The 12,827-nt window shown below is 70.0% G+C and carries 10 protein-coding genes, 1 tRNA gene and 1 riboswitch; of the genes, 6 read left to right on the top strand and 5 right to left on the bottom strand.

Annotated elements, in window-relative coordinates:
- Window positions 1-2: 2 nt before the first annotated feature.
- The 3 genes from ettA to CT688_RS05325 form a co-directional block, all read right to left on the bottom strand.
- Complete coding sequence (gene ettA / locus CT688_RS05335) at window positions 3-1,676, bottom strand: energy-dependent translational throttle protein EttA (protein ID WP_107756051.1); 1,674 nt, start codon at window positions 1,674-1,676, stop codon at window positions 3-5.
- Between the two features lie 125 nt (window positions 1,677-1,801).
- On the bottom strand, window positions 1,802-2,314 hold the full coding sequence (locus CT688_RS05330; RefSeq protein ID WP_107756050.1) for a single-stranded DNA-binding protein: 513 nt from the start codon (window positions 2,312-2,314) through the stop codon (window positions 1,802-1,804).
- Window positions 2,315-2,482: 168 nt separating this feature from the next.
- Window positions 2,483-4,513, bottom strand: a complete 2,031-nt coding sequence (locus CT688_RS05325; RefSeq protein WP_107758019.1) for a cytochrome c oxidase assembly protein — start codon at window positions 4,511-4,513, stop codon at window positions 2,483-2,485.
- A gap of 106 nt (window positions 4,514-4,619) precedes the next feature.
- Between CT688_RS05325 and CT688_RS05320 the strand changes: the two genes are divergently transcribed.
- From CT688_RS05320 to CT688_RS05305, 4 genes are all read left to right on the top strand, one after another.
- Window positions 4,620-4,692: transfer RNA gene (locus tag CT688_RS05320), tRNA-Arg, on the top strand.
- A 258-nt stretch (window positions 4,693-4,950) separates the two neighbouring features.
- Window positions 4,951-5,048, top strand: a riboswitch (TPP riboswitch).
- Complete coding sequence (locus CT688_RS05315; RefSeq protein ID WP_231750507.1) at window positions 5,031-5,906, top strand: ABC transporter ATP-binding protein; 876 nt, start codon at window positions 5,031-5,033, stop codon at window positions 5,904-5,906. It overlaps the preceding riboswitch by 18 nt.
- Window positions 5,903-6,682, top strand: a complete 780-nt coding sequence (locus CT688_RS05310) for an ABC transporter permease (protein WP_107756049.1) — start codon at window positions 5,903-5,905, stop codon at window positions 6,680-6,682. The genes CT688_RS05315 and CT688_RS05310 overlap by 4 nt, the downstream gene beginning before the upstream one ends.
- Window positions 6,679-7,764, top strand: a complete 1,086-nt coding sequence (locus tag CT688_RS05305; protein ID WP_107756048.1) for an ABC transporter substrate-binding protein — start codon at window positions 6,679-6,681, stop codon at window positions 7,762-7,764. Before CT688_RS05310 ends, CT688_RS05305 begins: the two co-directional genes overlap by 4 nt.
- Window positions 7,765-7,839: 75 nt before the next feature.
- On the opposite strand, the gene CT688_RS05300 is transcribed toward CT688_RS05305, so the two are convergent.
- Window positions 7,840-8,832, bottom strand: coding sequence for a TIGR03557 family F420-dependent LLM class oxidoreductase (locus CT688_RS05300; protein WP_107756047.1), 993 nt, complete (start codon window positions 8,830-8,832; stop codon window positions 7,840-7,842).
- Between the two features lie 126 nt (window positions 8,833-8,958).
- Between CT688_RS05300 and CT688_RS05295 the strand changes: the two genes are divergently transcribed.
- Window positions 8,959-9,633 (top strand): HAD family hydrolase, encoded by a 675-nt coding sequence (locus CT688_RS05295; protein ID WP_107756046.1) that lies wholly within the window; start codon window positions 8,959-8,961, stop codon window positions 9,631-9,633.
- Between the two features lie 523 nt (window positions 9,634-10,156).
- Here CT688_RS05295 and CT688_RS05290 read toward each other — a convergent pair.
- A complete protein-coding gene (locus CT688_RS05290; RefSeq protein WP_107758017.1) occupies window positions 10,157-11,446 on the bottom strand; it encodes an MFS transporter in 1,290 nt (429 codons plus the stop codon).
- Window positions 11,447-11,760: 314 nt separating this feature from the next.
- On the opposite strand from CT688_RS05290, the gene cmrA reads away from it, so the two are divergent.
- Window positions 11,761-12,579, top strand: coding sequence for a mycolate reductase (gene cmrA / locus CT688_RS05285; protein ID WP_107756045.1), 819 nt, complete (start codon window positions 11,761-11,763; stop codon window positions 12,577-12,579).
- The last annotated feature ends 248 nt before the right edge of the window (window positions 12,580-12,827 follow it).

The raw sequence follows: 12,827 nt of genomic DNA, 5'->3' as shown, positions 1-12,827 counted from the left end.
CGTCAGTCCCGGGTGAGCTTGCGGTGGGTGACCCGGTGCGGGCGGGCGGCGTCCGGGCCGAGGCGATCGACTTTGTTCTGCTCGTAGCCCTCGAAGTTGCCCTCGAACCAATACCACTGCCCCTCTGCGACGTTCCCCTCCCACGCGAGGATGTGGGTACAGGTGCGGTCGAGGAACCAGCGGTCGTGCGAGATCACCACGGCGCAGCCGGGGAAGTCCTCGAGGGCGTTCTCGAGGCTGCCCAGGGTCTCGGTGTCCAGGTCGTTGGTCGGCTCGTCCAGCAGGATCAGGTTGCCGCCGACCTTGAGGGTCAGGGCCAGGTTCAATCGGTTGCGCTCACCGCCCGAGAGCACGCCGGCCTTCTTCTGCTGGTCCGGGCCCTTGAAGCCGAAGGCGCTCACGTAAGCGCGCGAGGGCATCTCGTTCTGCCCGACCTCGATGAAGTCGTTGCCCTCCGACACGACCTCCCACACGGACTTCTCGGGGTCGATGTTCGCGCGGGACTGGTCGACGTAACTCAGCTTGACCGTGTCTCCCACCCGGACGGAACCGGCGTCCGGCTCCTCGAGTCCGACGATCGTCTTGAACAGGGTGGTCTTACCCACGCCGTTGGGGCCGATCACGCCGACGATGCCGTTACGCGGCAGCGTGAACGACAGATCCTTGATCAGCACGCGGTCGTCGAAGCCCTTCCGGAGATTGTCGACCTCGACCACCACGTTGCCCAGCCGCGGCGGGGTGGGGATCTGGATCTCCTCGAAGTCCAGCTTGCGGTGCTTCTCGGCCTCCGCCGCCATCTCCTCGTACTTGGCCAGACGCGCCTTGGACTTGGACTGGCGGGCCTTGGCGCCGGAGCGGACCCACTCGAGTTCGGCCTTGAGACGCTTCTGCAGCTTCTGGTCCTTCTTGCCCTGCACCTCGAGGCGCTCGGCCTTCTTCTCCAGATAGGTGGAGTAGTTGCCCTCGTAGGGGTGCAGCTTGCCGCGGTCGACCTCACAGATCCACTGCGCCACGTGGTCGAGGAAGTAACGGTCGTGGGTGACGGCCAGGACGGCGCCCGGGTAGGCGGCCAGGTGCTGCTCCAACCACAGCACCGACTCGGCGTCGAGGTGGTTGGTGGGCTCGTCCAGCAGGAGCAGATCGGGCTTGCTCAGCAGCAGCTTGCACAGCGCGACGCGGCGCATCTCACCACCGGACAGGTGGGTGACGGGAGAGTCGCCCGGCGGGCAGCGCAGCGCGTCCATGGCCTGCTCGATCTGGGAATCCACGTCCCAGGCGTCCACCGCGTCGAGCTGCTCCTGCAGCCGCCCCATCTCCTCCATGAGCTCGTCGGTGTAATCGGTGGCCATCTCCTCGGCCACCGCGTTGTACCGGCGGAGCTGCACCATGGTCTCGCCGAGGCCGTCCTCGACGTTCTCCTTGACGGTCTTGCTCTCGTCGAGCACCGGCTCCTGCATGAGGATGCCGACGCTGGCCTCGGGGTCGAGGAACGCCTCGCCGTTGGAGGGCTGATCCAGGCCGGCCATGATCTTGAGGATCGAGGACTTACCCGCGCCGTTGGGGCCCACGACGCCGATCTTCGCACCGGGGTAGAAGGACATCGTCACGTCGTCGAGGATCACCTTGTCCCCGTGCGCCTTGCGGACCTTCTTCATGGTGTAGATAAACTCGGCCATTCTACCCTCTCACCTGCGGAAATAATTCACCTCGCCGCAGCCGGGCCGCGGGCACGACCCCATGTTACGTGCCCGCCCGCAGCCCCGGTGAGCCCGGCGGAGGGGCTACCCGCGGCCGCTCGGGTTCAGATCCGGCCGGCCCCCGCCAACCCGCTGGCGGCCGCGTGCCCCTCCGGCGCCTCGCCGGCGTCGCGGGACCCGATCTCCATGGCGTCCGGCGCGCCCGCCGCCTCCTGCGGACGGCCCGGCCCCTCCCCCTCGGGAGCCGGCCCGGATCCCTCGGTCTGGGCCCTGCGCATCGTCACGTCCATCCGGGACAGGTCCGGTCCCAGTGCGGTGACCCGCATCTCCAGATCCCGCTGGATCCTGCCCTCCTTCTCGTACTCGTTGGTCAGCAGGCGGCCCTGGACGATGATGCCGTCGCCCTTGACCAGCGTCCCGGACGCCCGCTGGCCCAGCCTGCCCCAACAATTGGCCGAGAAGTACAGCGTGCCGCCCGTCCTCCACTCCCCGGTGTCGCGGTCCTGGTAGCGGGTGTTGCTGGCCACCCGGAAGGAGAGGACCGAGTCCTCGCCGACCCGGCGGGTGGTGGGGGCGGTGATCACGGTTCCGCGGACGGTGGTGTGGGTCTCGTTCATGGTCTCGCTCCTGTCACACTCGGGCCGACCGTGCGTCGGCCTCGTGCCCCAGAGCGTGCCCCACCTCGTCGTCGTCGAATCCCGGTCGCGCCGCTCGCGGCGCCTGGTCTGTGGAGGGACGGGCAGGGTGTGCAGAAGCGGGCCCGACGACGACGAGGTGGTCGCCCCTCAGGACTTGCGGTCCGCCCGGGACATCGCGCTGAGCATCTCGTTGTAGGCCTTGAGCTCGGCGTCGTCGTCACGCTCGGCCTGGCGCTCGCCGCGCCGGGCGTCCCGCATGTCGCTCTGGTACCACTGCCACGCCAGGGCCAACATGACGATGAACAGCGGGATCTCCCCCGCCGCCCACGCGACTCCGCCGCCGACCTGCTGGCTCTGAAGGAGATCCGGGATCCAGGGCAGTCCGATCCCGCCGTACCAGTTCTCGGCGAGCACGGTCTTGTAGTTCATGAGCATGATGCCGAAGAAGGCGTGGAACGGCAGCGAGCTGAGCAGCACCATGAGCTTGTAGAGCGGCGAGAAGTGCCGCGGTGCGGCGTCGACACCGATGATCACCCAGTAGAACAGGTACCCACTGATGAGGAAGTGCACGTTCATGAACATGTGGCCCAGATGTTCTGAGGCCAGGCCCTCGTAGAACCCGCCGAAGTAGATGATGTAGAAACCCGCCACGAACTGCACGGAGGCCACGATCGGGTGGGTGAGGAAGCGGGACAGGGGGTTGTTGATGAACTCGACGATCCACTCACGGGGCCCGGGCGGGTTCCCACGCCCCGCGGCCGGGAGCGCCCGCAACGCCAGGGTCAGCGGCCCGCCGAGTGCGAGGAGCACCGGCACGAGCATCGAGATGAGCATGTGCCCCACCATGTGGCTGGCGAAGTCGGCCATCATGTACATCCCCATGCCAGAACTGGTGGTGAGGAACAGGATCACGCAGCCGAGCACCCAGGCCACGGTTCGGCCCACCGGCCAGGTGTCACCGCGGCGACGCAGTGTGATCAGGCCCCACACGTACAGGCTCAGCAGGATGACCGCGGCCAGGCCCAGCACCAGGTCGAAGCGCCACACCCCGAACACGGTGCCGAGTGAGAACGGCCCGGGGAGCTCGAAGCCCAGGAGCGCCTCCTGGCGAGTGGGCACGTACAGCGGCGCCGGCGGCGGGGTGCGACCGAGCGAGACCGAGAGCCCGATCGTGCCCGCCATCACCACGGATTCGACCAGCGCTATCCGCACCAGGGTCGGCCGGTCGACGGGAGCGTTTGCCGATCTGGACTCGATCCTGGCGATGATCCGGCGGCGGATGGCCAGGCCGAACAGCGCGAGCAGGACCAGCAGGAGCGCCTTGGACACCACGAGCAGCCCGTAGGTGGAGGAGAACAGGTCGGCCGGGTGCAGCCGCACGAGCGCGTTGATGATGCCGGAGAACCCGAGCGCGATGATCGCGATGGTCGCCACCACCGAGTAGCGGCGCAGGGCCAGGGCCACGCGGGAGCCGCCCCGCATGGTGTGGGCCAGCACGGCGACCAGCCCGCCCACGTAGAACGCGGCGGCGAACAGGTGGATGATCAGCGAGTTGGTGGCGATGTCGTGCGCGGTGCTCCCTGAGGCGTGCCCCGTGGCCGCCACCGGCAGGAGCGAGAGCACCGACACGCCCAACCAGATCACCGACCAGCGCCAGCTCACGGTGAGCCGCTGACCGATCCCGGCCACCAGCGCGATCACCGCCGCCCACCGCCAGGACGAGGCCACGTCGATCTGGTTGATCGCCACGATCCACTGGTCCGGAGGCAGCGCCGCCCAGAACGTGCGGCCGGAGACGTCCGACAGGGTCAGCGGGATGAGCAGAGCCGCGGCCACCGCCCACGAGATGTTGGCCCACGAGGAGATCCGCTGCGATCGGTACCCGTCCACGTCGAGGGTCTTGTCCTTCTGGGGCGGGGTGAAGAACGCCGCGAACAGGGCCGTCCCCACCGCCACCGCGGCGAGCAGCTCGCCCACCGCTCGGACCGCCGGGAGCCCGGCCGTGGTGAGGACGCCCGGGTCCGGCACGCCCACCAGCGCGAGCGCCACCTCCGTGGACATGCCCGACAGCGGGATCACCACCGCGGCGGCCACCACCGCGAGCAGGATCACGACGGGCACCACGCTGCGGGTCGTGAGCGTTCCGGCGCGGGCGGGTGTCGACTTGGACGACGTCATGGCCACCATCGTATTAACCCGATCGCCACGGGCCGATTCGCGGCTGCGGCGCACACCCCCGGATCGGCTATCATCCTTCCGGCGACGCCGGACGCGGGCGTCGCAGGCCTCCGTAGCTCAGTGGATAGAGCATCCGGTTTCTACCCGGCTGGTCAGGGGTTCGAATCCTCTCGGGGGCGCACACTTCGGCGCAGGTCGGCGGCGCTGACCGGCGTGGCACCGGTCCGACGCCCGCCGCCTGCCGCCTCCCGCAGCACACCGCCGGCCGCAGCACACCGCTGGCCAACGCCCGCCCTCGGCATCAGGCCCCCTCGTCGCGCGGTCGATTCTGTTCACGTTTCCCCAGGTGGGGATCCGCCGGAGCCGCGCATATGTGACCACTCGCCGGGCAGCGCAGGGTGGTAGGTTCGCACTTCGAGCTGATCCACAGGATCGGCGTCGATGACACGGGGTGCCCCTACCGAACGGGGCTGAGATCACACCCGCTGAACCTGAACTCGTTCACACGAGCGGAGGGATGTCACATGCGCTGGTGCACGCGGCCACCCCTGTGCACGCCGCGGTCCTGGTGCACGCCGTGCTGAGTCGCCCCGCAGTTCCGGCCGTGGCGCTGGACGGTCTGGGCCACACCTACCCGGGAGCACGCCGGCCCGTTCTCGCGGATCTCAGCCTGTCCGTCCCGGTGGGCCAGCACATCGCGGTCGTCGGGCGCAGTGGCTGCGGCAAGTCCACGCTGCTTTCGCTGATCGCCGGCCTGACCGAACCGACGACCGGGACCGTCTCCGTGTTGGACGAACGCCGGCCCGGCCGGCGCCTGGAGCACTGCGCGTTGATGCCGCAGGGCGACAGCCTGCTGCCGTGGATGACCCTGCTCGACAACGTCGCGATCAGTCTCCGCAATCAGCGGGAGCGCCGGCGCGTGGCCCGCGCCGAAGCCCAGCACCTGCTGGACCGCCTGGGCCTGGGCGCCTGGTCGGGGGCCCGTCCGTCGGCTCTGAGTGCGGGCATGCGCCAGCGCGCGGCACTCGCGCGCGCACTGCTCGCTCGCAAACCCCTGCTGCTGGCGGACGAGCCGCTCGGTGCGCTCGACGCGATCACCCGAGCCGACGTCCAGCAATGGCTGCGCGAGACCCTCGCCGGGACGCCGGCCACCCTCGTCATGGTCACCCATGACGTCGATGAAGCCCTGCTCCTCGCCGAACGTGTGGTCCTGCTGGCACGGCACGAGGCCGACGCCCCGGCGCGCGTGGTGTCCACCTGGCCGGGGTGGTTCGGCGACGACCGCCCCCGCGAGGCCCTGCTCGGCGACAAGGGATTCGCGGCGACCCGCCAGGACATCCTCCGCGCGCTGGCACGGGAATCCCATCTGGCCGACGGCGGAGCCGCCCCATGACCGTCCGAGTCCTCCGATCCGCCGCTCCCGCCTGCGTGACGATCCTGCTGGTCCTCGCCGCGTGGATCACGATCACCGCGCTCGAACTCGTTCCGGCCTACGTCATCCCCGCGCCCGGCGCCGTGCTCGACTCGCTCGTGACCACCTGGCCCGACCGGCTCGGTTCCGCCACGCTGCTGACCGCCTCCGAGACCCTCCTGGGTGTGGTGCTAGGAGTGGTCGTCGCGGTGATCGTCGTGATCATCAGCGCGTTCGTGCCCACCATCGGTCAGGCCATGACCCCACTGCTGGTCGCCTCCCAGGCCATCCCGGTGATCGTGATAGGTCCGCTGCTGACGATCTCCCTCGGGTACGGGATGGCGCCGAAGGTCATCGTCGTCGCCCTGTTGTGTTTCTTCCCCGTCGCCCTCAACCTCCTCTCCGGCGTGCGGGCCGTCGACGCCCGGGTGATCGACACGCTGCGGAGCCTGCACGCCACCCGGTGGTCGCTCTTCTGGCGGGTTCGTCTGCCGTCCGCCGCGCCCCGCGGGTTCGCCGGATTGCGCGTCTCGGTCACGTTCGCGCCGGTGGCCGCGGTGTTCGCCGAGTACACCGGGTCGACCAACGGCCTGGGGTACCTCATGCTGCAGGCCATCCCGCGTCTCCAGACGGACTTCGTCTTCGCCCAGGTGGTCGTGCTGACGATCATGTCCAGCGTCCTGCTGGCCACCGTGACCATCCTCGAACGACTCATCTGCCCGTGGAACACCCCCACCGGGGAAAGGACCCCATCATGACGCACACATCCACCAGCGCGGCCCCACGCCGGACCGTCACCCGACCGGGCGTCACCCGAACGGGCGTCACCCGACCCGGCGTCCGCATGCTCGCGATCGCCGCCGCTGCGGCGCTGGCCCTGACCGGATGCCAGGCGGCTTCGGACGATGCGGACACGACCGAGACCGGAGCCGCACCGGTGAGTGTCCTGCTGGACTGGAGCCCCAATCCCGATCACGTGGCGCTGTACACCGCGCAGCACACCGGCGCGTACGGCGACGCCGGCGTCGACGTGACGTTCATGACGCCCGCCAACACGGCCGACGCCGCGCGGGAGGTGTCCCTGGGGCGGGCGGACCTGGCCATCTCGTATGAGCCCGACACCCTCATCGCCGCGGAACAGGGCCTCGACGTGATCTCGGTGGCCGCCCTGATCCCCACCTCGCTGACCTCGCTGATCGCCAGGACGGAGTCCGGGATCACCACCGCGGCCGACCTGGAGGGCAGGACCGTGGGGCTGTCGGGTCTGGCGTCCCAACAGCCGACTCTGGACTTCATCGCCCGGGAGGCCGGGGTCGACCCGGGCTCGATCTCCACCCCCAACGTGCAGCAGAGCCTCAACCAGGCGCTCCTCACCGACCAGGTCGACGCGATCTTCGGAGCATTCCGCAACATCGAGGGCGTCGAGCTCACCGCTCAGGGCGACGTCGTGGTGCTGCCGGCCACCGAACTCGGGGTGCCGGACTACGCGGAACTGGTGATCATCGCCAACCCGACCCGCCTCGCCGACGACGCCGACTACGCCGAGCGGGTGCGGCACTTCCTCGCGGGGACCGCGGAGGGTCAGGCCGCGGCGCTGCGGGACCGGCAGGTCGCGATCGACGCCCTCACCCCCGAGACCCAGGGCTCCTACGACCCGGACATCCTGGAGATGATGATCGACGCCACGCTCGAGCTGCTACCCGAGGACGATTTCGGTCGGCAGTCGGACGAGGACTGGGCGGCATACGCGAGGTGGATGTACCAGAACGGGCTGCTGGAGACCGAGGTCGACGGTGCCGCCGCCACGACCAACGACTACCTGCCCGGAGCCGGCGACTAGAACCGCGCCCCGCCATCCAGCAGGCCCCGCCCGAGAGAGGCCCGCCAGCCATTCGACGGCGGGGATCGGCCTGCCTCAGTTCGGGGAGGCCTCCCGCAACCGCGCGAGCAGCGGCTCGGCGGCCTCCTCGAGGAACCGGTCCAGGGTGGAGTCGCCGATCTGGATCAGCGCGACGTCCGTGTACCCGGCCTCCCAGTAGGGCTGGATCTTCTCGACGATCGCGTCCAGGTCGGGACCGCAGGGAAGTTGCTCGGCCACGTCCTCGGGGCGGACGAACTTGGTGGCGGCGGCGAATCCGGCGGTGGTGGGCAGGTCGGCGTTGGCGGCCCAGCCCCCGGCGAACCAGCGGAACTGGTCGTGCGCCCGCTCGACGGCCGCCTTCTCGGACTCGGGATCCCAACTGATGGGGATCTGGGCGATGGCCCGGGCACCGTCACCGATGTTCTTCCGTCCCTCGAGCGCGTTCCAGTTCTCGATGTGGGCGGGCTCCGGCTCGGTGGCGATGAGGTGATCGGCGAGCGGCCCGAGCCGGCCGACGGCCTTCTCCCCGCCGGCTGCCACGCCGATCGGCACCCGCTTCTCGGGCAGGTCCCACAGCCGGGCCGAGTCCACGCGGAAGTGCTCGCCGGAGTAGGTCACCAGGCCGCCGTCGAACAGTTCGCCGATGACCTCCAGAGCCTCCACCGTCATCTCGTGTCGCTCGTCGACCGAGGGCCACCGCTGACCCACCACGTGCTCGTTGAGGTTCTCCCCCGCGCCGATGCCCAGCATGAACCGGCCGTCGGACATGATCTGCACGGTCGCGGCCTTCTGTGCCACCACCGCGGGGTGGTAGCGCAGGATCGGGCAGGTGACGTACGTGCACAGGTCCACCCTCTCGGTGACGTGAGCCACGGCGCCCAGGACACTCCATACGTACGGCGCGTGGCCTTGCGAGGACAGCCACGGGAAGTAGTGGTCCGAGGCCACCTCGAAGTCGAATCCCGCCTGCTCGGCCTTGGCGGCGTAGCGGACCAGTTCCTTGGGGCCGGACTGTTCGGTCATGAGCGTGTATCCGAAACGTGTCATGGCTCCGAGGGTGCGCCGGGCCCGGGCTTGTCGCCACCGGTCGCCACCCGGGCGGGGGCCACCGGTTGACACCCGGGCGGGGGCCACCGGTTGCCGGCCTCCCGAGGGCGGTGCACGGTCGGACGCATGACCACTACACCGCGCGCCCTCCTCCTCGACGTCGACGGCACCCTGGTCGACTCCACCTACGTCCACGTCTGGACCTGGCACCGCGCCCTGGCCGAGGCCGGCGCGCCGGTGCCGTTCGTGGAGGTGCACCACCGGATCGGCAAGGACGGGTCCACGCTGGTGGACGAACTCCTGGATCTCGCAGGTGTCGACGACGACGAGGACCGCGAACGCGTGGCGAGCCGGGCCAAGGATCTGCATTCTGAGTACTACGCGGAGGCGACGCTGCGCCTGCTCCCCGGTGGCCGCGACCTCATCCGTGGCGCCAAGGAGCGGGGGTGGATCGTCGTGCTCGCGACCTCGGCGGCACCGTCGGAGTTCGAGCAGGCCCGGGAGCTTCTCGATGTCGACGACCACGTGGACGCCGTGACCACCGGCGAGGACGTCGACCAGGCCAAGCCCGATCCCACCATCGTGGCGATCGCCCTCGAGCGCTCGGGCGTCGACGCCGCGGACGCGATCATGGTGGGCGATGCGACGTGGGACGCCATCGCGGCCGGCAAACTGGGCATCCGCTCGGTAGCCGTGCGGACGGGCGGTATCGGCGACGCCGAACTTCGTGAAGCCGGGTTCTCCGCTATCGCCGACGACGCCGCCGGAGTGCTCGATTTGCTCACGTCCGGAGCGCTCTAGTCGCCGGGGGGGGCGGCCTGCCCCGGTGCCTCCCTGCCCCGCCCCCCGGCCCCACCACTTCGCGCCTCAGCCTCGCGCCTCAACCTCGCACCTCAACCTCGCGCCTCCTGCTTATGCGTCCTCTTCGGCCTATGCGTTCTCTTCGGCCTATGCGTCCTCTTCGACCGCATTCCGCACACTTGTGCGGCGGCTCGGGACCATTGCGCCCGCGCACTTCAGGGCGACCGGCACGGGACCCGGCGAGCCCGGCGGGCCCGCCTGCCGCCCCGGCGGCCATCAACCCACCCTGGAGGCCGAGTGGTGCCGGCCCCCGAAGGTCCGCCCAGCCTTGTGTGTCCTCTATGGACCAGTAGCGCCGCGCAGGTCAGCCGAGAGTATGCACTTTCGACACGCAGGCCGAAGGGGGCGCACAAGTCAAGGGGGTGCTGGGCAGGCCAGGCAGGGGGTGCTGGGCAGGCCAGGCAGAGGGGCACTGGGCAGGCCAGGCGGCAGGGTGCCGCGACCAGTCAGGACGGCGCCGCGATCAGGCGGTGCCGGCCCAGGTGGTCGACGTCTCGGCGCGGGTCGGGGTGCGCACAGGCAGCAGCAGGACCAGACCCACCAGCAGGACCAGCGCGATGCCGGCGATTCCCGCCCGGTCGGTGCCGAAACCCCAGGTGAACAGACCGAACAGCGCGGGGGCGAGGAACGACACCGCGCGTCCGGTGGTGGCGTAGAGGCCGAACATCTGGCCGTCACCGCCGGGCGGCGCGAGGCGGGCGAGGAAGGACCGCGACGCCGACTGCGCCGGGCCCACGAACAGGCACATGAGCAGGCCGAAGAGCCAGAACATGGCGGTGCCGTCCACAAACAACAGAACCGTCATGGTGCCGAGCATCGCCGCGAGCGAACCGATGATCACCGCCTTCGGCCCCGCCAGGTCGTCCGCGACCCCCGCCACCGCCGCGCCCAACGCCGCCACCACGTTGGCCGCCACCCCGAAGATCAGCACGTCCCCCGGCGCGAGCCCGTACACCGTGACCGCCAGGATCGCCCCGAAGGTGAACACCCCCGCCAGCCCGTCGCGGAAGATGGCGCTGGCCACGAGGAACTTCACGGTCCGCGGGTCCCGGCGCCACAGGGCCTTGAGGTCCCGCCAGAGGATGCGATAGGACTCGGTGAAGGCCACCTCGTCGTCGTCGCCAGACCTCGCCCGGGGCCGGTTCTCCGGCACCGACCGCAGCACGGGCAACGCGAACACCGCGAACCACACCGCCGCGACCAGGCACACCAGGCGCACGTTGAGGCCGCCGTCGGTCGGAATGCCCAGCAGGCCCCGCTCGTCGCCGTCGCCGGAGATGAAGCCGAGGAACGCGGTGAGCAGCAGCACGATCCCGCCGAAGTAGCCCATCGCCCACCCGAAGCCCGACACCCGCCCCACGGTGGCCGGGGTGGAGACCTGCCGCAGCATGGCGAAGTAGGACACCTCGGCGAACTCGAACGTGATGGACCCCAGCGCGAGCAGCAACAATCCCACGAAGAACCACGGATAGGGCGCGTCCGCGTCGACCAGGACCATCAGCGCGGTCAACGCCACCGTGAGATAGGTCCAGATCGCCAGCGAGCGTCGGCGACGCCCGCCCCGGTCCGCCCGTTGGCCCATCACCGGCGCGGTCACCGCGATCACCAACCCGGCCAGCGCGATCGCGATGGACAGCCAGGTCGCGGCCGAGAACGGGCCGTCGAGGTCCGCGCCGACCGAGTCGGTGAGATACACGGAGAAGACGAAGGTCACGATCACCGCGTTGAACGCCGCCGAGCCCCAGTCCCAGATCGCCCAGGAGAAGACCTGGCCGCGGGTGGCGGGGCGGGGATCGGGCGACGACGACGAGGTGGCGGTCTCTGGAGGGGGCGGTGTCCCGGTGCTGCTCACGCCCTAGAACCTAGTGGCTGGCGGTTCGTCAGTGGCCTCGCGAGCGCAGGTGGCGGGTCCATTTCCGCCGGCGTGGTGCCGTCCCGGTTCCCACCGCCGGTGACCGGTGCCCTTGATCGCCGGCGCCGCACCGGGAGGCGTCTCCGACTCCCCCGTTCACCACCCTCGCCGGTACGCTCACCCTCGGCCCTGACCACCTGACCCGAGGACGCATGATGCCGCTTCCCCTGCCCACCGCGACGAATCGTGCTGTCGTCACCGGCGCCTCCTCCGGGATCGGCATGGCGCTGGCCGCCGAGTTGGCCCGCCGCGGGCATTCGCTGATCGTCGTGGCGCGGCGCGGCGAGGTGCTGCAGGAGCTCAAGGAGCGGTTGGAGAGCCGGTTCCCGGTGACGGTCGAGGTGCGGGCCTGCGACCTGTCCGATCCGGCCGAGCGGGCCCCGCTTCTGGAGGAACTGGCGGGCCGCGAGGTCTCGATCCTGTGCAACAACGCCGGCATCGCCTCATTCGGCCCGGTCGCCACGCTCGATCCGCACTACGAGAAGAGCCAAGTGCAGGTCAACGCCGTCGCCTGCCACGACCTCGTCCTGGCGGTCCTGCCCGGAATGGTGGAGCGTCGCTCGGGCGCAATCCTCAACGTCGGCTCGGCGGCCGGCAACATGCCGATCCCCAACAACGCCACCTACGCCGCGACCAAGGCGTTCCTCAACACCTTCTCCGAGTCACTTCGCGGCGAGCTCAAGGACTCCGGGGTCAACGTCACGCTGCTGGCGCCCGGCCCGGTGCGCACCGAGGAGATCGCCGAGGAGGACAAGACGTTCGTCGACCGCCTGGTCCCCGACCGCTTCTGGGTGGACACCACGTACACCGCCCGGATCTCGCTGGACGCGCTCGCCCGGAACAAGATGCGCGTGGTCCCGGGACCCCTGGGCCAGGCGATGTCGGTGGCGGGCAACTACACCCCGCGCGGGGTCATGGCCCCGATCGTGGGACGGTTCTACGCCAAGCTCGGCGAGGGGCAGGCCGAGGCCTGATCGGCCGACCTCGCGAGCAGTCTCCGGCAGTTGCCAAGCATGGCCCGGCTGCTAGGGAGGCGGCGGCCCTAGCCAACGAATGCCGTCTGCGTGCTCACGGTCCTCCGCTGGGGGGTGAGCTGGATAGAAATCGTTGAGCAGTACTGCCCCGGCAACGATGTCTGGATCATCCGGTGAGAACCCGCCTCGCAAGTCCACCAAGTTCATGAACCGTCCGACGCGGACCGAGCGCTTCCCCGTGTCCGGAG

The organism is Dietzia sp. JS16-p6b (genome assembly GCF_003052165.1).
Classification (GTDB): domain Bacteria; phylum Actinomycetota; class Actinomycetes; order Mycobacteriales; family Mycobacteriaceae; genus Dietzia.
Note: the sequence above shows the minus strand (reverse complement) of the source record. Positions and strands in the feature narration are given on the sequence as shown.

Coding starts and splice junctions, on each gene's coding strand:
- CT688_RS05310 (WP_107756049.1), top strand. CDS start 5,903: ATGACCGTCCGAGTCCTCCGATCCGCCGCTCCCGCCTGCGTGACGATC.
- CT688_RS05330 (WP_107756050.1), bottom strand. CDS start 2,314: ATGAACGAGACCCACACCACCGTCCGCGGAACCGTGATCACCGCCCCC.
- CT688_RS05305 (WP_107756048.1), top strand. CDS start 6,679: ATGACGCACACATCCACCAGCGCGGCCCCACGCCGGACCGTCACCCGA.
- CT688_RS05315 (WP_231750507.1), top strand. CDS start 5,031: ATGTCACATGCGCTGGTGCACGCGGCCACCCCTGTGCACGCCGCGGTC.
- CT688_RS05300 (WP_107756047.1), bottom strand. CDS start 8,832: ATGACACGTTTCGGATACACGCTCATGACCGAACAGTCCGGCCCCAAG.
- CT688_RS05325 (WP_107758019.1), bottom strand. CDS start 4,513: ATGACGTCGTCCAAGTCGACACCCGCCCGCGCCGGAACGCTCACGACC.
- CT688_RS05295 (WP_107756046.1), top strand. CDS start 8,959: ATGACCACTACACCGCGCGCCCTCCTCCTCGACGTCGACGGCACCCTG.
- ettA (WP_107756051.1), bottom strand. CDS start 1,676: ATGGCCGAGTTTATCTACACCATGAAGAAGGTCCGCAAGGCGCACGGG.
- cmrA (WP_107756045.1), top strand. CDS start 11,761: ATGCCGCTTCCCCTGCCCACCGCGACGAATCGTGCTGTCGTCACCGGC.